We start from the raw sequence: 23,769 nt of genomic DNA, 5'->3' as shown, positions 1-23,769 counted from the left end.
AGAGAATGGGTAAGACAATGAAATATGCATTAGGCTCAGTGCTTTACTATTGGCCAACATCAACCTTACATGATTTTTATCAGCATGCGGCAAACAGTGAAGCAGACATTATCTATCTCGGGGAAACCGTGTGCAGCAAGCGCCGAGACATGAAACCCAATGATTGGATTGACCTTGCCAAGCAACTCGCAGGAAGCGGAAAACAAATTATTCTCAGCACGCTTGCTCTACTACAAGCGCCATCTGAACTTAAAGAAATCAGTAAGTTAGTTGATAATGGTGAGTTTATGATTGAAGCTCACGATTTTGGCGTCATCAACATGCTAACAGAGCGTAAATTGCCGTTTGTGGCAGGTCATGGGCTCAATTGCTATAACGCCCCTTCCCTGAATATTTTGCTGCGTCAAGGGATGGTACGTTGGTGTATGCCTGTTGAGCTCTCCCGTGATTGGCTGGTGAATCTGCTCAATCAATGTGAAGACCTTGGTATTCGCGATAAATTTGAGGTTGAGGTTTTCAGCTACGGTCATCTGCCCCTTGCCTATTCTGCCCGCTGTTTTACGGCTCGCTCTGAAAACCGCCAAAAAGATGAGTGTGAAACCTGCTGCATCAATTATCCTCAAGGGCGCAAAGTGCTGTCACAAGAACAGCAGCAAGTTTTCACACTGAACGGCATCCAAACTCTGAGTGGCTACTGCTATAACTTAGGTAACGATATTTCATCAATGCGAGATTTGGTGGACATTGTGCGCGTTTCCCCAGAAGACCTTGAATCCCTTAATGTGATTAAACAGTTTAAAGCTAATCAACACGGGCAATCCCCCCTGACTATCCCAGAGCAAAGCTGCAATGGCTATTGGCGTAATATTGCCGGATTGACGCTAGCAGGATAATACTCTTGATGGGAATGAGGGCGGTCTGATCAACGCGGCTTCATTCCCACCGTCAATTAGCTTTCATATAATGGCTAATGACTTCCCATTCCGTATAGCCTCAATAATAAGCCTATAACCTGAATATGCCCCAAAGATATACGGAGTTATCTCCTTTGAATCTGATTGCACTGCTGTAGATTAGATAAGCAATCAAACTCACAGACCTATAAGGAAATGCCCGTGATAAAACGCACCCTACTCGTTATGACAATCTTTTTAGCAGGATGCTCAACGTCCCTTGAATACACCAAAGCGGATCTCGAAAAAAATCAAGACGTCAGTTATTCCGACTCAGGCTATTATCGTGTGGTATTTAAAGGTAAGAAAATTATTGCAGTGCCTGAAAATGCACATATCGTAGCAGGAACCCAAGATAATGCGGTTGGCAAACTAGACAAAGAGAATAAAACAGGTCCATTTGTTATTGCAGGACTCGCTGCCAAAAGTAATGGCAATATTCATTCCCAAATCGGCGGAGACGATTACAACCTGAGCTTCCTCTTAACCGATGAAAATGATTTGCCCCTCTCTTCAGTCAACTACATCATTATTAATGACTGCAACGGTGAAGCCTATCACGGCACCACCAATGCGAATGGACGGACATACTCTGTTTCAACACCTGAAGAGTGCAATTTAAGCCTCAGCCTCGCCGAGGAATAATGGCATAAAAAAAGAGGTTGGAAACCAACCTCTCTTTGACTATTTATGAAGATGTTTGCGCCAACGATGTACAGTCTGGCTAATGTGGCGTAGTTCGCCATCTCGCAGCATGCCAATGAATACCCCAATAAATGAGTAAATCACACCAAGAATTAACATCATCACAATGTCCATCAAGATATCGCTAAACGGTAGCCCCATTTGGTTGATACCTGCCATGGCATTCGTCGCCCATGTGGATGGCAGCGCAGACGCTATCATTCGCACCCAGTCAGGCATTGCTTGTAACGGCCAAATTGTTCCTGACATATAAAACACCGGCGTGGTAATAAATGCCAATGTCAGGTAAATCATTTCAACACTGCGTAGACATTCTGTCACAAGCTTACCTAAACCAATGACTGCGAGTAAGAATGGGAAGGTCAGCATCCAAATTTGGTACAGTGGTGCTTCTTGCCGATAACCCAATATCCACGGCCACAGTGCAAAGAATACGGTCGAAAGAAACAACCAGATTGGCACCAGCGCAGACAAAGCGCCCAGATAGACAGCCAATGGTGGCTTACCTTTTGGTGTAGAACGAATGGCGATGCTGACCCGCACACAAGCAATCAGCAAGGAGTGCTGTAACAGCATCACTAACAAGCCAGGGAAAATAATCGCGGCAAAACTAATACCGGGGTTAAACAATGCCTCCGTTTCACTTCTGACCGGCGCAATAATCACTTTAGCCTGTTCGGGACTGAAACCCGCATTCTCCAATAACTGGGTATTATACGCACTCAGTAAGGTTTGATAGGCTTTCGATAATTCTTGCTGAATTTGCCCACTGGCAAGACGGTTTGTCGCATCGCCGTAGACAGGTACTGTGATGTTTTTCCCACTCAACAGATGCTTTTCAAAATCTGTTGGAATAATCACGATCGCAAATAGCTGCCTTGCAATCATATCCTGCCGAGCTTGCGCTAGATTATCATAGCTGTGTAGCTGCACTTTGGGTGTGGCATCCAAATCGCGGATCAATTCACGGCTCGCGCCAGAGTGATCCATATCGATGACCGCCACCGGTAAATCCCACAGAACAGGACGCGCGTAGACCAAACTCATGATGCATAAAGACACGAGTAGCAACAGCCACATCGGCTTTTCCAGCATCCCTAAAAGCACCTTTTTAAACGTCGCGAAATAGACCGTCATCATACGATACTTCCTTGGGTTTCCAGTCGTTTGACTAGACGCTTACGAATCAAAAATGCCGTGAGTAATGGGTAAATCAACAAAAACAGACAAACTTCGACAATACGTTCAAACGAAATTTCCCGTAAGAATATATCAAACATTGCATTTAAGGTGTGGGTGAGCGGCTCCGCATTAGAAATGATTCGTGCAGGTAACACCATGGAAAGTTCCGGTACTGCCATCCCCGAAAAGGCTAGCGCGATACTCACCAACATCCCGATTAAGCTGTAAGCCATAATGGCACTGGAGGTAAAACTAAATAGCAGTAACCCGATGCTTTGTGCTGCAATCACATAGAAAAAGCCCACCAGCATCATATACAACGGATTCCCAACAACTTTTGCATCAAAGATAGAGACTAACGCTGCTAGCTCCACTATCAGTAATGTCGTGAAAAATAGCGTATACGGTGCCATTTTACCCAGCAACGCCATAGAGAAAGGCTTCACACTCTGTAAGATGGTTCCCCGCGACATCGTATAGATAGTGGCGGTCACGACAAATAATTGCAGCATATGAATGGTAGCAGCAAATTGCTGGTAATAAATATAGCTACCACTTGGGTTAAATAAACTATCGTAAGACAATGTGACCTGTGCCAATGGCGGCAAAGCTTGCCCCATTGATTTCGCCATTTCTTGGCGGTATTTTGCGTTAAGCTCCGCGACTAACCCACTAAAATCTTGAATCGCGTAACTGCCGGATGCATAGAATAATGCATTGTAATACATACGTAATTCAGGTTGACGTCCACGCAGTATATCTTCTTCAAAATTATGAGGAATGTACAATAGGGCATAATCTTTCGCGCTACCCAACTGCTTGATAGACGTCACGAGGTTGCCATCAATCGCTTTCACATCCGCATGTGGACCAGCATCAAGGTCACGAATGATCTGACGCGAAATAGGGCTGTTATTGTTATCTACCACGGAAACAGGGACATCCATCAGGGTCCCCTCTGAAAAGTTAGCACTGACTAACGTGAAAAGCATCAAGGGAAATAGCCAGCTCAGCCAGTGAAAGACTGGGCTGCGGATCGCCATTTGAGTTTCGCGGCTAAAGGCATGTTCGAATCCATGCCAAGCGAATTTTAATTTCATGGCGTCACCTGTTATTTATCCCAATGCCACAAGACACTCATCCCCGGTCGCAGTCCTTCAATCGGTTGTTGTGGATAAAGACGAACTTCAAAGGTTTTTAAGTCGAAGTCACCCGTTGCTCGAGTCGCACGCTTGGTCGCGTAATCCCCTTTTGGTGCAATGTAGCGAACTTCTGCTTCAACCGTTTTGTCCCCTAAGGCTGGTACGGTTAATTCGATTTTATCCCCTTTTTTCACACCCACTAAAATGTCTTCACGTAAGTTATACACAAAGTATGCTTGAGGAAGACTAATCAGTGAAATTAATGGGCTACCCGCATTAAATAACTCCCCTATTTCCGCAGGGATTGGTCCCACTTCGCCATCAACAGGGGCTTTAACTTGCAAGTCATCCAGTTGAACTTGGAGCTCAGCCAGTTTCTGTTCGGCTTGATTTACCGCAGCTTCATATTGTTGACGTAGCTCAATACGATCACCATTTTTTCCCTCTTCCAAACGCGCTTTTGCACTTTGAACTTGCTGGAAAGCCACCTCTTTTGCTTTACGGGCTGTATCCAGTTCATTCGCAGAAACATAGCCTTTACCAGAAAGATTACTTAAACGCGTAAATTCGCGAGCTGCATTTTGGTATTGGGAATTGGCTTGGGCTAATGCCGCTTGCAAGTCTCGTAGGGTCTCTTCACGAGTACCATTTAAGGATTGATCGAGTTGCGCTTGAGCTTGATCTTTCGCTGCTTTTAATGCCGCATATTGAGCTTGTAGCTCAGGGCTCTCAAGTGTGATGAGCAATTGCCCTTTTTTCACATCGTCCCCTCGTTCTACATGGCGTTCCATGACTCTACCTTTGGCTTTTGAAGTCACGATAACTTCAGGCGCATCCACTTCCCCTTGCAATAATAAAAATTGATTATGGGAATGAAAAAGTGCCGCAGCAGCAATTAAGATCAGCATAAGCAAGATCAGTATGATGGTTCTTTTTTTCATTATTTATGTGGGCCTTGAATAATAACGGAGGAAACTACTTTTTTATTATGACAACAAACTCACACGAGCGTTAATAAATTTGTGCGCAAAATCACGCTTCTGAGGTCATTTTTTTAGTCTGAGGGGCTTTTGGCTTTATGTCAAATAATGATGTTTTACTAATTATTAAATGACGATTACTTAACCAGCCCAATAAGATACAATATCCCCCAAAAGTATATGGCTAAATCGACCAAGAGAAGATACCTCTAGGAGCATACACAAGTACGTGACTAGAGGGGCTGAACGTAGTCAACACCCCCATAATGTGAAATATGACGAGCCATGCTCTAAATAGTTCGCATTGTGGGTAGGCGACAAGAGAAGATACCTCTAGGAGCATACACAAGTATGTGACTAGAGGGGCTGAACGTAGTCAACACCCCCATAATGTGAAATATGACGAGCATGTACGAATTCGATCTAATATTACTCCTCTTACAACAAATGTGCGTCTACCTCGTCATCGCTTGGGCGCTCAGCCGCACGCCACTTGTCACCCCACTTCTTAAGGTGACCATTCGCTTACCTCATAAAGTGATGTGCTACCTGATTTTTTCCGTATTTTGCATCATCGGTACTTATTTTGGTTTACATATCAATGACTCCATAGCTAATACTCGTGCTATTGGTGCTGTACTTGGCGGATTGTTAGGCGGTCCTGCGGTAGGTTTTGCTGTCGGGTTTACTGGTGGGCTCCACCGGTACTCTTTGGGTGGGATGAGCGCTTTCGCTTGTATGATCTCTACTATTATCGAAGGCTTAATTGGTGGGCTGGTGCATCGCCACTATATGAAACGGGGGGAAATTAATAAAATTTTTAACCCTGTGACTGCCAGCTGCGTGACGTTTTTCGCTGAAGTCATCCAAATGCTGATTATTTTACTCATTGCTCGCCCTTTCGATGAAGCCTATGAATTAGTAAAAAATATTGCTGCGCCGATGATTATTGCCAATACCGTTGGTGCCGCGATGTTTATCCGCATTTTGCTCGACAGACGCGCTATCGTTGAGAAATACACCACCGCATTCTCTGCTCAAGCCTTAAAAATTGCTCTGTGTACCGAAGGGATTCTGCGTAAAGGCTTCAATGCTGATAACAGTATGAAGGTGGCAAAAATTATTTACCAAGAGTTAGATATTGGCGCTGTCGCCATTACGGATAGAGAAAAAATTCTCGCTTTTATCGGGTTAGGCTCCGATCACCACATTCCCGGCACACCTATCTCATCCATCCAATCACGGCAGGCTATCGATAATAATGAAGTGGTTTATGCCGATGGTAATGAAACCCCGTATAAATGCTCGTTAAGCCCTTCATGCAAACTTGGCTCAACCCTTGTGATCCCCCTGCGAGATGAGAATCAACGGGTCATTGGAACCATCAAATTATACCAAGCCAAAAATAGCTTATTCAGTTCCATTAACCGTACCCTCGGTGAGGGGATCGCCAGCTTATTTTCCGCACAAATTTTGGCTGGGCAATACGAACGCAACAAACAATCCTTGCTGCAATCGGAGGTCAAACTACTCCATGCCCAAGTCAACCCGCACTTCTTGTTCAATGTACTGAATACATTACAAGCCGTGATCCGCAAAGATAGCCAGCAAGCAGGTCAGTTAGTGCAATATATTTCGACCTTCTTTCGCAATAACTTAAAACGCCCAGAGCAGAATGCGACATTAGGGGAAGAGATTGAGCACATCAATGCCTACCTGCAAATTGAAAAAGCCCGCTTCCAAGAAAATTTGCAGATCCATTTAGACATCCCTGATGAAGTCAAACAGGTAGAATTGCCGGCATTTACGCTGCAACCCATTGTCGAAAATGCAATAAAACATGGTACTTCACAGTTATTAAATACCGGATACATTACAATACGCAGCTATATTCGCAGTGAACATGTCTATATTGAAATCGAAGATAATGCCGGTTTATACCAACCAAGCGGGCAATCTGATGGCTTAGGAATGGGCTTAGTCGACAAACGCTTGCGCCTGAAATATGGTGAAAAATATGGGATCGGCGTGGAATATGAACCAGAAAAATTCACCCGCGTGAAAATTCGCTTACCTTACATGTCCACCTAATAACATTGCACATAATAAATGATTATAACGCTATGAATGTATTGATCGTTGATGACGAACCCCTAGCTCGCGAAAACGTGCGCTGTTTACTTGAGGAACATGACGATATCGAAATTATTGGCGAGTGTGCCAATGCGATAGAAGCCATTAGTTTAATTCACAAAAAAAAGCCTGATGTGGTGTTTTTAGATATTCAAATGCCTCGCGTGACTGGGCTGGAAATGGTACGTATGCTGGATCCTGAAGAGCGCCCACATATCGTCTTTCTGACCGCATTTAATGAATTTGCGATTCAAGCCTTTGAAGAACACGCGTTCGATTACCTCCTCAAACCTCTTGAACCCGAAAGACTAGCAAAAACCCTAGCGCGTTTACGACAAGGCAAGCACAAACAAAACTTAGAACTACTGGATAATAACGAGCCACTCAAGTTTATTCCTTGTACCGGACACAGCCGAATTTATCTAATGAAATTAGAGGACGTACAATACGTTACTTCACGTATGAGTGGTGTCTATGTTATGAGTACCCAAGGGCAAGAAGGATTCACTGAATTAACGTTACGGACCTTGGAAATGCGCACACCGTTAGTTCGGTGTCATCGCCAATATTTAGTCAATATGACACAGCTCAGTGAAATTTTATTTGGCGATAATGGGCAAGCTGAATTAGTGCTATGCTCAGGAGAGCATATTCCGGTTAGTCGCCGTTATTTAAAACCATTAAAAGAAGCACTAGGATTGATTTAGCGAATCGTACAGGAGAAGAGGTTATGGCTGATTTTTACCTGCAAATTCGGACAAATTCGATGACGTTGAAAAACCTTGATACTCACGAGGAGCATAGTGCTACCGGAGAGTTTTCAACCCAGCGAATGGTCGTCGGGGATTTTTTTAATGCTGAATCAGTCCTGTATCAATTGGTGTGTGATATGGGACTAAATGTCCGTCGCCCTTTCGCTTCTCGGCATCGTGTATTGGTACAAGCCCTTGAAATTATTGATGGGGGTGTCAGTCTGGTCGAAGAGCGCCTATTTACAGAAATGGTCTATGGGGCGTTTAATCGCCGCATTAAAAAAGTACTCGTCAGTCGCGATACTCTCCCCATGCCTCAGCGGCAAGCAAAAGCCTTATTAGACGCATAAAAAAACCCGCATTTAAATGCGGGTTTTTTGTGTTTATCTCAGCCACATTTACGTGGCTGGATAGCGCTATTATGCGTTGTGGCTGCTGCTACGACGACGTGGTGCTGCATTGTTACCTTCTTGGCGTGGCGCTGAGTTACCACGCTCACCACGGTTAGCACCATCACGATTTCCACCACGACGGTTGCCGCTGAAACCTTCACGGTCTCCACCGCCACGACGACCATCACGATCGCCACCACGGTCATTGCGACGACCTGCACCGAAGCCACCTTCGCTACCACCTTCACGACGTGGGCCACCACGACGCTCACCGCCACCACGGCGTTCAAATGGCTGAGCATCACCGATCAGTTGCATTTGAGTTGGTTTGTTCAGGATACGTGCACGGCTTAAGTGAGTTAACACGTCAGCTGGCATACCTTTTGGTAATTCAATTGTAGAGTGAGTTCCGTACAATTTGATGTTACCAATGTAACGGCTGCTGATATCCGCTTCGTTAGCAATCGCACCAACGATATGACGAACTTCAACACCGTCATCACGACCCACTTCGATACGGTACATTTCCATATCGCCAACATCACGACGTTCACGACGAGCGCCACGATCACCGCGTTCTGCACGGTCAAAACCATTACCGTTGCTGTTACGACGGTCATTACCACGACGGTCATCACGGTCGTTGAATTCACGACGTGGACGACGCGGTGCATCTGGTGGCAGGATCAGAGCGCGTTCGCCTTGAGCCATTTTCAGTAATGCTGCTGCTAAGGTTTCCATATCAACATCTTCCGATGGAGACATTTTCGCTAACAGTGAACGGTACTGATCTAAGTCGCTGCTTTCTAATTGCTGTTGAATTTGTTCAGCAAATTTAGCCTGACGACGTTGGCTTAACAGATCTGCATCTGGCAGCTCAACTTCAGGAATAGTCAGCTTCATCGTACGTTCAACGTTACGCAGCAAGCGACGCTCACGGTTTTCAACAAACAGTAATGCGCGACCCGCACGACCTGCACGGCCAGTACGACCGATACGGTGGACGTAAGATTCTGCATCCATTGGGATGTCGTAGTTAACGACTAAGCTGATACGCTCAACATCCAGACCACGTGCTGCAACGTCAGTTGCGATCAGGATATCTAAACGACCGTCTTTTAAACGCTCTAATGTTTGCTCACGCAGTGCTTGGTTCATGTCACCATTCAGTGCCGCACTGTTGTAGCCATTACGCTCAAGAGTTTCTGCAACTTCTAACGTTGCGTTTTTCGTACGAACGAAAATAATCGCTGCATCGAAATCTTCAGCTTCTAAGAAACGCACCAGCGCTTCATTTTTACGCATACCGTAAACAGTCCAGTAGCTTTGAGCGATGTCTGGACGGGTAGTAATGCTCGCCTGAATACGGATCTCTTTAGGATCTTTCATAAAGCGACGAGTAATACGACGGATTGGTTCTGGCATTGTTGCCGAGAACAGCGCAGTTTGGTGTTCTGCTGGGATTTGGCTCATGATGTTTTCAACATCTTCAATGAAGCCCATACGCAGCATTTCATCAGCTTCGTCTAATACTAAGCCTTTCAAGTTAGAAAGGTCTAAAGTACCGCGCTTCAGGTGGTCAAGCAGACGACCCGGAGTTCCTACGACCACTTGTGGTCCTTGGCGTAATGCGCGAAGCTGAACGTCATAACGTTGACCGCCGTACAGGGCAACCACGTTTACACGGTTCATATGTTTAGAGAAATCGCTCATTGCTTCAGCAACTTGTACTGCCAACTCACGAGTTGGTGCAAGAACTAAAATTTGTGGCGCTTTTAGATCAGCGTCGATGTTGTGCAGTAATGGCAAGCTGAATGCAGCGGTTTTACCACTACCAGTTTGTGCCATACCTAATACATCGTTACCATCCAATAACAATGGAATACATTGCTGCTGGATTGGAGATGGTTTTTCGTATCCCAGGTCGCTTAGTGCGTTCAAAATAGATGCTGATAAACCTAGATCAGCAAAAGACATATCGGTCTCAGTCGTCATGTAAAGGTGCCTCATACTTAATGGCGGCCAGTTTACATAACGGAGCGAAAATCATTTCGGTCATTATCATTTAAAATGTGAACTGGCTCAAATTGTGTTATTAAACGAACAAATAAACCCTCACCCATGATGGATGATGGTTTAAGAATTGATAGAGAAATGTTCGTCAGCTATTGCTGGCCCGATTCTAATAGGTCGTCTTGTTCTTGGCCTAACAGCGCCAATTCCAACAATGCGTAGCGGTGCTCAACAAAGCTGTGTGCGTTGTTAGCTACCGTCAGTTTGAATAACGCAGCCGCGCTATCCTTATCCCCCAGACTTAGGTAATGCTTACCTAAATAGAAGTTAGTTTCACTGAGATGCTCAGCGAGCGAAGTGTTATCCGTAGATGTCTCTTTCAAACGCTCCATCAATGTTGTTTCATTGATATTGCCAAGATAGAATTCTACGATATTCCAGCCCCATTGCCCTTTCTCCGCTTGATTGTAGCGGGCTGCAAGATTGTCTTGCGCCATACGCGGGTCTATGTCTTTTTCTACGAGATAAAGCCATAGAGTACGAAAAGGATCATTTGGATCTATCTGATAATACGCCAGCAGATCATCCTGCGCTAATTTGTATCGTCCACCGTAATATAATGCGATGCCACGATTCATACGCGCGAAATTGTAAGTTGGATCAAGCTCTAAAACAGAATCAAACGCTTCATAGGCGGCATCATAGTTGCCAGCCTGCGTAAAATATATTCCTAAAAAGTTAAAGATTTCAGGAATATCCGGACGGATTGACAACGCAGTTGAAAAATCATTACGTGCCAGCGCCCTTAAACCGAGACTATCATACAATACTCCGCGCTCATATAAAAGCTGCGCGTATTCATCATCGGTTAAAGATCGGCTCGCAAGGATTTGTTCCATACGAGCCAGAATCACTTCTTGTTGCAATGAAGGCTGCAATGGAACCGCGAAAACCTCGTTTTTACGCCAATCTTTATTACTACATCCAATAATAATAAAAAAGATAAACGCCGATAGCACACGAACTAAGGTGCGACTATCTAAAAAACGAAAGTTAATACAGTTCTGCATACTACGCCCTTACATTACCACTAGTCAGCAAATTTAGGCTGATAGCGCCCAAGTTTATCAGGCGCTACACTTTAGGTCAGCTTATTCTGCTGATTCCTGCTGTACTGGAGCTTCTTCACCAGCGACAGCTTCTTTCATGCTCAGGCGAATACGGCCTTGACGGTCGATTTCTAACACCTTAACAGGAACTTCTTGACCCATTTGCAGGTAATCAGTCACTTTCTCTACACGCTTGTCAGCGATTTGAGAAATGTGAACCAGACCTTCTTTACCGCCACCGATAGCAACGAATGCACCGAAATCAACGATACGAGTCACTTTACCTTGGTAAATACGACCCACTTCAACTTCTGCGGTAATGTCTTCAATACGACGAATCGCTTCTTTCGCTTTCAGACCATCAGTCGCAGCGATCTTCACAGTACCATCATCTTCGATCTCGATCGTTGTACCTGTTTCTTCCGTTAATGCACGGATTACAGAACCACCTTTACCGATGACATCTTTGATCTTGTCTGGGTTGATGCGAATGGTATAAATACGTGGAGCAAATTCAGAGATCTCTTCACGCGGGCTATTGATTGCTTGTTCCATTGTGCTAAGGATATGCAGGCGCGCACCTTTAGCTTGGTTCAGAGCAACTTGCATGATTTCGCGAGTGATACCTTCGATTTTGATATCCATTTGCAGTGCGCTGATACCGTCACGGCTACCCGCTACTTTAAAGTCCATATCACCTAAGTGGTCTTCATCACCTAAGATGTCAGACAGGACAACGAAATCGTCGCCTTCTTTCACCAGACCCATTGCGATACCCGCAACAGCAGCTTTAATTGGCACACCAGCATCCATCAGAGCCAGAGATGCACCACATACCGATGCCATTGAAGAAGAACCGTTAGATTCAGTGATTTCAGAAACCACACGTACAGTGTACGGGAATTCTGCTTGTGAAGGCATAACTGCCAGCACACCACGTTTCGCTAAGCGACCGTGACCAATTTCACGACGTTTAGGTGAACCAACCATACCAGTCTCACCAACAGAGTATGGAGGGAAGTTGTAGTGGAATAAGAAGCGGTCAGTGTATTCGCCCATTAATTGGTCGATAACTTGTGCATCACGCTCTGTACCTAATGTTGCAGTAACCAGTGCCTGAGTTTCACCGCGGGTGAACAGTGCAGAACCGTGAGTACGTGGCAGAACACCAGTACGAACGTCTAATGCACGAACCATATCTTTTTCACGACCATCAATACGCGGCTCACCACGGATTACGCGGCTACGAACAACTTGTTTTTCTAAGTGAGCAAGAATATCTGACACTTCAGAAACATCAACGTTTTCGTCTTCAGCAACCAACGCGCCAATCACTTCTTCTTTGATCAAGTCAACTTGAGCATAACGCTCTTGTTTTTCAGTGATACGGTAAGCATCGCCCATACGGCTTTCAGCCAGTGCAGCAACACGGTCGTGCAGAGCTTGGTTAACTGGCTCTGGCTGCCAATCCCACTTCTCTTTGCCCGCTTCTTTCACTAATTCGTTGATATTCTGGATAACAACTTGTTGTTGGTCATGACCAAATACAACTGCACCCAGCATTTGTTCTTCGCTTAACAGTTCAGCTTCAGACTCAACCATTAATACTGCGCTGTCAGTACCTGCTACCACTAAATCCAGACGGCTTGATTTTAATTCGTCTGCAGTTGGGTTCAGAACGTATTGGTCGTTAATGAAACCAACACGTGCAGCACCGATAGGACCATTGAATGGAACACCAGACAGTGCCAGTGCAGCAGATGCACCGATCATCGCAACGATGTCAGGGTTAACTTGTGGGTTAACAGATACAACGGTAGCAATGATTTGGATTTCGTTCAGGAAGCCTTCTGGGAACAGAGGGCGTAATGGACGGTCAATCAGACGCGCAACTAAGGTTTCGCCTTCACCAGGACGACCTTCACGACGGAAGAAACTGCCTGGGATACGACCCGCTGCGTAAGTACGCTCTTGGTAGTTAACAGTTAAAGGGAAGAAATCTTGCCCTTCTTTAACTTTTTTCTGTGCCACAGCAGTCACGAATACTGCGGTGTCATCCATGTTTACCATCACCGCAGCCGTTGCTTGGCGTGCGATCATGCCGGTTTCTAATGTAACGGTATGCTGGCCATACTGGAACTTACGAACAATAGGATTTAACAAAATATTACCCTTTTTGTAAGGCTACGAGAGATTCTCACGTAGCATGGTTTATTTTCTGACTACAGCCTCGCGACTAATGAGAGGATTGATATTCCAATCATCAATCCTCTCATTAGCCGCGCGAATCGGATGTAGTTTTCAGTGGTTTTAATTAAAACAGTCAATTATCGATAATAGCTTAACATTTTAGTTAAGTATAATTCGAGTATTACTTCAACTTTCAACTAACTTTTAGAAGAAAAGGGGCCATTTGGCCCCTTTCCTCTGAAACTGACAAGATTAACGACGCAGACCCAGACGCTCGATCAGCGCTGTGTAACGTGCGATATCTTTACCTTTCAGGTAAGCTTGTAAACGACGACGCTGAGCAACCATACGCAGCAGACCACGACGGCTGTGGTGATCTTTTTTGTGCTCTGAAAAGTGGCTTTGCAGATGGTTGATTTGAGCAGTTAACAGAGCGATTTGAACTTCGCTTGAACCCGTGTCGTTTTCACCGCGGCCGAATTCAGCAACGATTTTCGCTTTCGCTTCAGTACTTAGAGACATAATAAACTCCAAAATAATATAAATTTAAGTGATGAGAGCCAATCTCTAATTTAGCATCTCAAGATTTAGCGCCGCCATTCTACGCTGCTTAAGACAGCAAAGCAATAAGCGCCATTATGCGGACAGTTCATTTTCAACGACCAAACGCTTTGGTGCAATACGTCCATCTTCACTAATCAGAGCAATACCGATAAACCGCTGCTCTGAACCGCAAGTGACACGAATCATATCGCCTTCTGCAAGGTCTTTGACATCACCACGCACAGGCTGACCCTGTTTAAAATACGCAGCCGTTTCTTCAGTGATATTCACCGCAGGAAAATGAACCACAGCGGTATCCATTGGCAATAATAGGGAATCGAGTAGGGATTCAAACGAACCTTCACCCGCATCCACTTTTGCCCGTAAAGCAGCTAATTGCTCCAAAGTGACCATACGATCGTAAGGATAATTTGCCACTTGTACACGACGCAGATACGTCACATGTGCACCACATCCAAGCATTTCCCCTAAATCGTCAATGATAGTACGAATATAGGTGCCTTTAGAGCAGTGAATTTCCAGTTCTAATTCATTGTTATCCCAACGAATAAACTGAAGTTCATACACCGTGATAGGACGCGCTTCACGCTCTACCGTAATTCCTTTTCTCGCATATTCATACAGTGGGCGCCCTTGATGTTTCAGCGCAGAATACATGGAAGGAACTTGCAGCGTATCACCACGAAAATGCTCTAGAGCCTCTTCGAGTTGCTTCGCGGTAAAGGTAATGTCACGCTCACAGATAATTTCGCCATGGGAGTCGGAAGTGTCCGTTCGCTGTCCAAGGCGCGCAATCACCCGATAACGTTTATCTGAGTCGAGTAAAAATTGTGAAAATTTCGTCGCTTCACCAAGACAGACCGGCAGCATACCCGTCGCTAACGGGTCAAGTGCTCCCGTATGCCCTGCTTTATTCGCGTTGAAAAAGCGCCGCACTTTTTGCAGCGCATCATTTGAGGAAATATCGGTGGGCTTATCTAACAGCACAACGCCGTCAATGTTGCGCCCGCTACGACGACGCCCCATTATTTTTCCTCTTTATTATCTGTACCAGCACGACGTTCTTCGTCACTACGGATCACGTTTGAGACTAAGTTAGACATACGCATACCATCAACCAATGAGTTGTCATATTCAAACGTTAATTCAGGAATAATACGTAAACGCATCGCTTTCCCCAGTAATGAACGAATGAAACCTGATGCTTCATTTAAGGCTTTGATACCGTCAGCCACCATCTCTTCTTCACTTTTTTCATTCGCAAAGTTAAAGAAAGTAACAAAGACTTTACCGTATGCCAGATCCCGTGACAGCTCAACACCAGAAACGGTTGCCATTCCAATACGAGGATCTTTGATCTCACGCTGCAAGATAATCGCAATTTCTTTTTGCATTTCTTGCGCTACGCGCTGAGAACGACTGAATTCTTTTGCCATCGTTATATCTCCTGACAATAAAGGGGGCAATCGCCCCCTCATCAATACTATTTTGTCACCACAATCTCTCGTGGGTACTCACAAAATTAACCGTCGATTGAACGCTTAACTTCGATAATTTCAAAGACTTCGATCATATCGCCGGTACGGACATCGTTGTAGTTCTTAACACCGATACCACATTCCATACCGTTACGAACTTCACTAACGTCATCTTTAAAGCGGCGCAGTGATTCCAGCTCACCTTCGTAGATAACCACGTTATCACGCAGAACGCGAATTGGATTATTACGTTTGATGGTACCTTCAGTAACCATACAACCAGCAATTGCACCAAATTTCGGTGATTTAAATACATCACGGACTTCTGCAAGACCCATGATTTGCTGTTTGTATTCTGGTGCCAACATACCACTCATCGCTTGTTTGATTTCATCAATCAGGCTATAGATAACTGAGTAGTAACGTAAATCAACACTTTCGCTTTCAACTACACGACGAGCAGATGCATCCGCACGGACGTTAAAGCCAAGAATAATCGCATTAGAAGCCGCTGCCAGAGTTGCGTCAGTTTCGGTGATACCACCCACGCCTGAACCAATGATTTTAATTTTAACTTCATCAGTTGACAGTTTCATCAGAGAGTCAGTGATAGCTTCACAGGTACCTTGAACGTCAGTTTTCAGTACAATATTCAGTTCAGAAACTTTACCTTCTTCCATGTTAGCAAACATGTTTTCCAGTTTAGATTTCTGCTGACGAGCTAATTTCACATCACGGAATTTACCTTGACGATACAGGGCAACTTCACGCGCTTTCTTCTCATCACGAACCACGGTAGCTTCATCACCGGCAGAAGGAACACTGGACAGACCCAGAATCTCAACTGGCATTGAAGGCCCCGCAGACAGCACTTCCTTACCTAATTCGTTGCGCATTGCACGAATACGGCCATATTCAAATCCACACAGCACGATGTCGCCTTTGTTCAATGTACCTTCTTGAACTAAGATTGTAGCAACTGGGCCACGACCTTTGTCTAGGTAAGATTCAACAACCACACCGCTTGCCATGCCTGCATAGACTGCTTTCAGTTCTAAAACTTCAGCTTGCAGTAAAATAGCATCTAACAGTTCATCGATACCGGTACCGACTTTCGCAGATACACCGATAAACTGAGTGTCACCGCCCCACTCTTCAGAAATAACGCCGTACTGAGACAGCTCATTTCTGACGCGATCTGGGTCAGCTTCTGGTTTATCCATTTTGTTTACCGCAACAACGATTGGCACACCCGCTGCTTTCGCATGCTGGATAGCTTCGATTGTTTGAGGCATAACACCATCATCCGCAGCAACAACCAGAACAACGATATCCGTTGCCTGAGCACCACGAGCACGCATTGATGTAAACGCGGCGTGACCTGGGGTGTCTAAGAAGGTGATCATACCTTTGTCAGTTTGAACGTGGTATGCACCGATGTGCTGAGTAATACCACCTGCTTCACCTGATGCCACTTTCGTTGAACGAATGTAATCCAGTAAAGAGGTTTTACCGTGGTCAACGTGACCCATGATAGTAACAACTGGCGCGCGAGGTTCTCTTACTGCGGAGCCAGTGTCACGGTCATTCATTACCGATTCTTCTAACTCATTCTCACGACGCAAAATAACTTTGTGACCCATTTCTTCTGCAACTAATTGTGCAGTTTCTTGGTCAATCACTTGGTTGATGGTTGCCATTGCGCCCATTTTCATCATCGTTTTAATGACTTGAGAGCCTTTAACCGCCATCTTGTTCGCTAATTCGCCAACAGTGATAGTTTCGCCGATAACGACATCACGGTTTACTGCTGCAACAGGTTTGGTGAAGCTTTGTTGTAAAGAGCTACCTTTACGTTGCTTACCTTTAGAGCGACCTGAACGACCAGCTGCGCGTTCTTCTTCGCGATCCGCTTTTTCAGAAAGTTTATTACCTTTCTTTTGACGAGGTGCTTTTGCGGTACGGTTACGTGAACGACGACCTTCTTCTTTCTCATCACTTTCATCTTCTGCCGCACGAGCGTGAGTAGATGTCGTTGTATGATAGTCGCTGTCTTCTTCAGATTTACTCTCTGAGTTCCAGTCTCCCGCTTTTTCTTCAGCCATTTTACGGGCTTCTTCAGCAACACGACGCGCATCAGCTTCAACTTTACGTTGAGTTTCTTCTTCCGCTTTGCGTTTCAGTTGGGCAGCTTCGGCTTCAAGACGCTGTTTGTCAGCGTTACTTTCTGTCGCCGCTTTGCTTGGTTTTTGATTTTCGCTTTGTTTCACTTTTTCTCTTTCCGCTACTTCGCGCGTAGCTTTATCAGCTGCTTCACGTTTTGCTTTCTCTTCGGCTTCACGTTTTGCGTTAGCTTCAGCGTCACGTTTTGCAGCATCTTCCGCTGCACGTTTCGCTTCAACTTCACGTTTTGCCAGTTCCTCAGCTTCGCGCTGTGCTTGCTCTTCCGCTTCACGCTGCGCCTGCTCTTCCGCTTGCGCTTCTTCAGCGTCGCGGTTCACATAAGTGCGTTTTTTGCGGACTTCAACATTTACCGATTTGCTTTTGCCACCGGTGACTGGAACACTCAGCGTACTACGAGTTTTACGCTGCAGTGTTAATTTACTTGGCTGACCCGCTGCTCCGCCTTGTTCACGGTTTAAGTGGTTCAGTAAAGTTTCTTTTTCAGTCTGGCTAACAGAGTCATTCGCACCTTTCGTGATCCCTGCTTCAGCAAATTGCTGTACCAGGCGTTCAACTGTGGTTTGAATTTCCGTTGCCAGTGATTTTACAGTTTCTGTCATGCCGTTCCTTCCTGCTACAGTGTTTACGCATCGTTTCCGAACCAGCAAATATTACGTGCTGCCATAATGAGTTCACCTGCTTTCTCATTATTCAGACCTTCGATATCAATCAGGTCGTCGATGCCCTGCTCAGCAAGATCTTCCAGTGTACAGATACCGTGAGTAGCCAAATTATAGGCCAGAGTACGATCCATACCATCAAGATTCAACAAATCTTCTGCTGGCTGATTATCACCCAAACTCTCTTTTTGAGCTAGTTCAATTGTGGTGAGGGCAGCTTTTGCTCTTTCACGTAGAACTTCAACGGTTTCTTCATCAAGACCGTCAATTTCCAGAAGTTCTTTAATAGGCACGTAAGCCAGTTCTTCTAATGTCGAGAAGCCTTCTTCAACAAGTGTTGTAGCAAACTCTTCATCAATATCTAGATGCTTAGTGAATGTTTCAATAGAAGCGTGTGCTTCTGCCTGATGTTTTGCATTCAGCTCTTCCGCTGTCATGACATTCAGTTCCCACTTGTCATCACCACGGTGGATTTTCAGTAACTGAGCCGCTAAGCGAACGTTTTGTCCATTACGTCCAATTGCTTGTGCTAAGTTACTGCTTTCAACGGCAACATCCATCGTACAGTTGTCTTCATCAACCACAATAGATGCCACATCTGCCGGAGCCATAGCATTAATAACGAATTGCGCTGGGTTATCATCCCATAACACAATGTCGATTCTCTCGCCGCCTAATTCACTAGAAACCGCTTGAACTCGAGCACCGCGCATACCAACACAAGCTCCAACTGGGTCGATACGCTTGTCGTTCGTTTTTACTGCGATTTTTGCACGAGAACCGGGATCACGAGCCGCAGCTTTGATCTCAATGATTTCTTCGCCAATTTCTGGTACTTCGATGCGGAATAATTCAACCAGCATCTCTGGACGAGAACGAGTTACAAAAAGCTGTGCGCCACGAGCTTCAGGGCGAACATCATACAGGACTCCGCGGATACGGTCACCAGGGCGGAAGTTCTCGCGTGGTAGCATATCTTCGCGCAGGATCACAGCTTCTGCATTATTACCTAAATCTAAGGTAATGTTTTCACGGTTAACTTTTTTAACCTGAGCAGTGATGATTTCACCTTGTTGCTCACGGAATTGGTCAACCACCATCGCACGCTCAGCTTCACGAACTTTTTGTACGATAACTTGCTTAGCGGTTTGCGTGGTAATACGGTCAAATACAACTGATTCGATTTGGTCTTCGACGTATTCACCTAGCTGCAATGCAGGATCTTCAAATTGTGCAGCTTCCAGTGTAATTTCACGCGTTGGCATTGTGACTTCGTCAACAATCACCCAACGACGAAACGTATCGAAATCACCCGATTTACGATCGATTTCTACGCGAACATCAATCTCTTGCTCATATTTCTTTTTCGTTGCTGTCGCCAGCGCAGTTTCCAGAGCCTCGAAGATTTTTTCACGAGGGAGGGATTTTTCGTTAGAAACCGCTTCAACAACAGCCAGAATTTCTTTGTTCATCCTAGTTGCCTCATTGAACTTAATTAAAAGTGTGGTACTAAGTTAGCTTTCTGGATGTTGCCGAGGGCGAACACCTCATCCTTACCATCTACAGTAACCGTAATCATTTCACCATCAACGGCTTTGATAATTCCTTGCCATCTACGACGGTTCTGCATCGCTATACGCAGTGACAGAGCCACTTCTTCACCCATAAAACGCTCATAATGAGCGATGGTGAACAGTGGACGTTCCATACCCGGTGACGATATCTCAAGGTTATAAATCACAGAAATTGGATCTTCGACATCCAATACTGCACTCACTTGATGGCTGACATCAGCACAGTCATCAACAGTGATGCCTTCTTCACTATCAATGAAAATACGCAGTGTCGACGTACGCCCGCGAACAAATTCTAAGCCTACAAACTCAAAGCCTAGTGCTTCCACTGGTGCCGAAACCATCTCTGTTAATTTTTGCTCTAATGTGGACAAGCCCACCCCCAGACATAAAAAAAGGGCATAAAGCCCAGTTAATTCGATTGTCAAATAACAAAAAACCCCGAAATTCGGGGCTTTTGTAACTGGACCCATAGTGCATGGGTTTACCGTGCTCTTAGTATACCTTGAAAATCTAGATAAATCGATGAGAAATTACGATAACGATATCTGATATTGTTGCTGCAAGATATGTTTGACTAAGAGAAATGGTTGCGGGAGCTGGATTTGAACCAACGACCTTCGGGTTATGAGCCCGACGAGCTACCATGCTGCTCCATCCCGCGTTCGAAACGTGACTATTTTACACTGACTATTGTGACTTCACAAGTCGTCTAAAATAATGGTGCCGAGGACGGGACTTGAACCCGTACGCCCGTTTTGTAGGCACTACCACCTCAAGGTAGCGTGTATACCAATTTCACCACCTCGGCACTGAGGCGAGGTTACTAATTTATCAATCAATAACCTCAAATTTTTAACTTCTTACTACGTTACTGCTAGTTGGGACTACATTGATGAGAACACAATGCGGTCATCCGGAATCTTTCACACTTAACGAGGAATATCGCTCGTTGGTGTTGCTGGTGCTGCCGGAACGTCTGTTGGTTGCTCGACTTTTGCCGGTTCGCTAATGTTTTCCCACTTACTACCTGCACCAGTTCCATACTTGTTGGCAGTCATGTTGCCAAGAATTAAACTGATAACGAAAAACACAGCAGCCAAGATTCCAGTCATGCGGGTCATGAAGTTACCTGAACCCGATGAACCAAACAGTGTTGCAGAAGCGCCCGCACCGAATGATGCACCCATGTCAGCACCTTTACCTTGCTGTAACATGACCAGACCAATCAGGCCGATAGCCGCGAGCAAGAAAACAACTAAAAGAGCTATATACATTTGAGTTACCTATTCAGTTACGGCGCATAGCCTATGCTATGACCCTTATACTGCACACCTACTCAAAACACTATTACGGAATTGAGCAGGTGCGAATACTAACCAAAGCTGAGCTGACAAGCAAGTCTATTTTGATTTCATTTGACTAATTGCAGAAAAAAACAGCAAACCATCGAAATATCATACTCAGCTTAGTAATTTCTCTCCCTTAGGTCAGTTTTTATCCGCGATAAGGGAGAATGTGCAACATTAACCGGCCGCTTTAACTGCATCGGCAATGCGGTTTGCCATTTCAGTGACAACGTCTTCGTTTTCACCTTCAACCATGACACGGATCAGAGGCTCAGTACCGGACTTTCTCAGTAACACACGCCCTTTACCCGCTAACTCTTTTTCAACTTGTTCATTCGCAGCAACAACCGCTTCACTTTGCAAAGGATCGTGTTTGCCTTTAAAGCGCACGTTAACAAGAATTTGAGGTAGAAGCTTCATACCGCTACACAGGTCATGTAAGCTCATGTGGTTACGAACCATTGCACTTAACACTTGAAGACCAGCGACAATACCGTCACCTGTGGTGGTTTTATCTAATAAAATCACATGACCGGAGTTTTCAGCCCCCATACGCCAGCCTTTTTCTTGTAATTTTTCGAGCACATAACGGTCTCCCACTTTTGCACGCTCAAACGGGATACCTAACTGTTTCAGGGCTATTTCCAGACCCATGTTGCTCATTAGAGTACCGACAACGCCACCTTTTAACTGACCTTGACGCAGCGCTTCACGAGCAATGATATACAGTATTTGGTCGCCATCGACTTTATTACCTTGATGGTCGACCATAATGATCCGGTCACCATCACCATCAAACGCTAAGCCCACATCTGCCTTTTCTGCAATCACACGCTCTTGTAACTTACGAACGTCAGTAGCACCACACTCTTCGTTGATGTTGATCCCATTAGGATCACAACCCATAGTGATGACTTGAGCACCTAACTCACTGAAAACGTTTGGTGCAATATGATAAGTGGCGCCGTTCGCACAATCTAAAACCACTTTAAGGCTGTTTAAGCTCTGTTCGTTAGGGAATGTCCCTTTGCAGAATTCAATGTAACGCCCCGCCGCATCAACGATACGGTTCGCACGACCAAGTTCTGCTGATTCAACGCAAGTGATCGGTTTTTCCATTTCAGCTTCAATGGCTTCTTCAACTTCGTCAGGCAGTTTAGTTCCGTCAATAGAGAAGAACTTAATCCCGTTATCATAGTAAGGGTTATGAGAAGCTGAAATCACAATCCCTGCCTCTGCACGGAAAGTACGAGTTAAGTAAGCCACAGCTGGTGTTGGCATTGGGCCTGTAAATGATGCGGATAACCCTGCCGCAGCTAAACCAGCTTCTAATGAAGACTCCAACATATAGCCAGAAATACGCGTATCTTTACCAATGATAATTTTACGTGAACCGTGACGAGCCAGCACTTTACCTGCGGCCCAGCCTAATTTTAAAACAAAATCAGGAGTAATTGGGCTGTCGCCTACTTTTCCACGAATACCATCAGTACCAAAATATTTACGGTTACTCATACGCTAATTTTTCCTTTTCTGACAGAGTCATCTGAACGACTTGCATTGCTTGTACAGTCTCTTTCACATCATGAACTCGGATAATTTGTGCCCCTTGCATTGCCGCAATGGTGGCACAAGCTAAGCTGCCCGCAAGACGTTCTTGAGGTGGAACATTTAATAATTGTCCAATCATAGATTTCCGTGACAGTCCTGCCAAGAGCGGTAGTCCGAAATCATGAAATTGATCTAAATGCGCTAGTAGCTGGTAATTATGCGACAGGTTCTTGCCAAAACCAAAGCCTGGATCGAGGATTATTTGCTGTTTATCAATTCCCGCCGCCACACAGCGTTCAATTTCACCGGCAAGATAATCTTTAACGTCTTTGACAACATCCACATAATTTGGTGCATCTTGCATTGTTCTCGGCTGACCTTGCATATGCATAATACACACTGGTAGCCCCAGCCTTGCAGCCACTTCAAGGGAACCTGCTTCATGTAGTGAACGAATGTCATTAATAATATGCATACCTACTTTTGCGGCTTCATCCATAACTTGAGCTTTCGAAGTGTCGACAGAAATCCACACATCAAAACGCTTTGCAATAGCGTCTACCACGGGTACAACACGATCGAGCTCCTCACTAATCGAAACTTCAGCAGCACCTGGTCGAGTTGATTCGCCGCCGATATCAATAATTGTTGCACCGGCTTGGACCATTTTAGCAACATGGTCGAGGGCATCGTGATAACGATTATGAGTGCCACCATCTGAAAATGAGTCAGGAGTAACATTCAGAATCCCCATCACTTGAGGGGTTGATAAGTCAAGGAGGCGACCTCGGGCTTTAATATGCATGATTATTTTTCCTTAACGTAAAAAACCCCAGTAACCTGGGGTTTTTAATTATTC

20 protein-coding genes and 2 tRNA genes are annotated in these 23,769 nt (G+C 45.1%); 5 read left to right on the top strand and 17 right to left on the bottom strand.

What is annotated here, in order from left to right; translation table 11 throughout:
- Positions 1-17 precede the first annotated feature (17 nt).
- Both PR766_RS04075 and PR766_RS04070 read left to right on the top strand, forming a co-directional pair.
- A complete protein-coding gene (locus PR766_RS04075) occupies positions 18-893 on the top strand; it encodes a U32 family peptidase (protein ID WP_006662419.1) in 876 nt (291 codons plus the stop codon).
- Between the two features lie 216 nt (positions 894-1,109).
- A complete protein-coding gene (locus PR766_RS04070; RefSeq protein ID WP_006657947.1) occupies positions 1,110-1,598 on the top strand; it encodes a hypothetical protein in 489 nt (162 codons plus the stop codon).
- 39 nt (positions 1,599-1,637) lie between these two features.
- Here PR766_RS04070 and PR766_RS04065 read toward each other — a convergent pair whose 3' ends face one another.
- From PR766_RS04065 to PR766_RS04055, 3 genes are read right to left on the bottom strand one after another with little or no spacing between them, the layout of a single operon-like run.
- Complete coding sequence (locus PR766_RS04065; protein ID WP_036963376.1) at positions 1,638-2,795, bottom strand: ABC transporter permease; 1,158 nt, start codon at positions 2,793-2,795, stop codon at positions 1,638-1,640.
- A complete protein-coding gene (locus tag PR766_RS04060; RefSeq protein WP_006657949.1) occupies positions 2,795-3,940 on the bottom strand; it encodes an ABC transporter permease in 1,146 nt (381 codons plus the stop codon). The genes PR766_RS04065 and PR766_RS04060 overlap by 1 nt, the downstream gene beginning before the upstream one ends.
- Before the next feature lie 11 nt (positions 3,941-3,951).
- Positions 3,952-4,923: an HlyD family secretion protein gene (locus PR766_RS04055; RefSeq protein WP_006657950.1), complete on the bottom strand. Its 972-nt coding sequence runs from the start codon at positions 4,921-4,923 to the stop codon at positions 3,952-3,954.
- Between the two features lie 447 nt (positions 4,924-5,370).
- Between PR766_RS04055 and PR766_RS04050 the strand changes: the two genes are divergently transcribed.
- Genes PR766_RS04050 through PR766_RS04040 form a run of 3 tightly spaced genes read left to right on the top strand, consistent with a single transcriptional unit; the run spans position 5,371 to position 8,197 of the window.
- Positions 5,371-7,053, top strand: a complete 1,683-nt coding sequence (locus PR766_RS04050) for a sensor histidine kinase (RefSeq protein ID WP_154636286.1) — start codon at positions 5,371-5,373, stop codon at positions 7,051-7,053.
- A gap of 32 nt (positions 7,054-7,085) precedes the next feature.
- Positions 7,086-7,802: a two-component system response regulator BtsR gene (gene btsR, locus PR766_RS04045; protein WP_006657953.1), complete on the top strand. Its 717-nt coding sequence runs from the start codon at positions 7,086-7,088 to the stop codon at positions 7,800-7,802.
- Between the two features lie 23 nt (positions 7,803-7,825).
- Entirely contained in the window at positions 7,826-8,197 is a 372-nt protein-coding gene (locus PR766_RS04040) for a YjaA family stress response protein (protein ID WP_006662416.1), read from the top strand.
- 69 nt (positions 8,198-8,266) lie between these two features.
- Here the strand turns inward: PR766_RS04040 and PR766_RS04035 are convergent, their stop codons facing one another.
- The 14 genes from PR766_RS04035 to folP form a co-directional block, all read right to left on the bottom strand.
- Positions 8,267-10,234 carry a DEAD/DEAH family ATP-dependent RNA helicase gene (locus PR766_RS04035; protein WP_006662415.1) on the bottom strand — a complete coding sequence of 656 codons (1,968 nt, stop codon included), beginning with the start codon at positions 10,232-10,234 and terminating at the stop codon, positions 8,267-8,269.
- Between the two features lie 170 nt (positions 10,235-10,404).
- Complete coding sequence (gene nlpI / locus PR766_RS04030) at positions 10,405-11,322, bottom strand: lipoprotein NlpI (protein WP_006657957.1); 918 nt, start codon at positions 11,320-11,322, stop codon at positions 10,405-10,407.
- Positions 11,323-11,403: 81 nt separating this feature from the next.
- Positions 11,404-13,524: a polyribonucleotide nucleotidyltransferase gene (pnp, locus tag PR766_RS04025; RefSeq protein ID WP_006662414.1), complete on the bottom strand. Its 2,121-nt coding sequence runs from the start codon at positions 13,522-13,524 to the stop codon at positions 11,404-11,406.
- Between the two features lie 279 nt (positions 13,525-13,803).
- Positions 13,804-14,073: a 30S ribosomal protein S15 gene (rpsO, locus tag PR766_RS04020; RefSeq protein WP_006657959.1), complete on the bottom strand. Its 270-nt coding sequence runs from the start codon at positions 14,071-14,073 to the stop codon at positions 13,804-13,806.
- 114 nt (positions 14,074-14,187) lie between these two features.
- Complete coding sequence (gene truB, locus PR766_RS04015; RefSeq protein ID WP_154636287.1) at positions 14,188-15,141, bottom strand: tRNA pseudouridine(55) synthase TruB; 954 nt, start codon at positions 15,139-15,141, stop codon at positions 14,188-14,190.
- Positions 15,141-15,551 (bottom strand): 30S ribosome-binding factor RbfA, encoded by a 411-nt coding sequence (gene rbfA, locus PR766_RS04010; protein WP_154636288.1) that lies wholly within the window; start codon positions 15,549-15,551, stop codon positions 15,141-15,143. The genes truB and rbfA overlap by 1 nt, the downstream gene beginning before the upstream one ends.
- A gap of 86 nt (positions 15,552-15,637) precedes the next feature.
- Positions 15,638-18,376, bottom strand: a complete 2,739-nt coding sequence (gene infB, locus PR766_RS04005) for a translation initiation factor IF-2 (RefSeq protein WP_006662413.1) — start codon at positions 18,374-18,376, stop codon at positions 15,638-15,640.
- 23 nt (positions 18,377-18,399) lie between these two features.
- Positions 18,400-19,908 carry a transcription termination factor NusA gene (nusA, locus tag PR766_RS04000; RefSeq protein WP_006662412.1) on the bottom strand — a complete coding sequence of 503 codons (1,509 nt, stop codon included), beginning with the start codon at positions 19,906-19,908 and terminating at the stop codon, positions 18,400-18,402.
- A gap of 23 nt (positions 19,909-19,931) precedes the next feature.
- Positions 19,932-20,384 carry a ribosome maturation factor RimP gene (rimP, locus tag PR766_RS03995; protein WP_006662411.1) on the bottom strand — a complete coding sequence of 151 codons (453 nt, stop codon included), beginning with the start codon at positions 20,382-20,384 and terminating at the stop codon, positions 19,932-19,934.
- Between the two features lie 213 nt (positions 20,385-20,597).
- Positions 20,598-20,674, bottom strand: a tRNA-Met gene (locus PR766_RS03990).
- A 57-nt stretch (positions 20,675-20,731) separates the two neighbouring features.
- A tRNA-Leu gene (locus PR766_RS03985) sits at positions 20,732-20,821 on the bottom strand.
- 121 nt (positions 20,822-20,942) lie between these two features.
- Complete coding sequence (gene secG, locus PR766_RS03980) at positions 20,943-21,287, bottom strand: preprotein translocase subunit SecG (RefSeq protein ID WP_006658020.1); 345 nt, start codon at positions 21,285-21,287, stop codon at positions 20,943-20,945.
- A gap of 249 nt (positions 21,288-21,536) precedes the next feature.
- Positions 21,537-22,874, bottom strand: coding sequence for a phosphoglucosamine mutase (gene glmM, locus PR766_RS03975; protein WP_006658019.1), 1,338 nt, complete (start codon positions 22,872-22,874; stop codon positions 21,537-21,539).
- Positions 22,867-23,715, bottom strand: coding sequence for a dihydropteroate synthase (folP, locus tag PR766_RS03970; protein WP_006658018.1), 849 nt, complete (start codon positions 23,713-23,715; stop codon positions 22,867-22,869). The genes glmM and folP overlap by 8 nt, the downstream gene beginning before the upstream one ends.
- Between the last annotated feature and the right edge of the window lie 54 nt (positions 23,716-23,769).

Origin of the sequence: Providencia sp. PROV208, assembly GCF_028479465.1 — a bacterium.
Lineage (GTDB): Bacteria > Pseudomonadota > Gammaproteobacteria > Enterobacterales > Enterobacteriaceae > Providencia > Providencia alcalifaciens.
The sequence above is the reverse complement of the archived record's forward strand: the minus strand, read 5'-3'. Positions and strand labels throughout refer to the sequence as shown.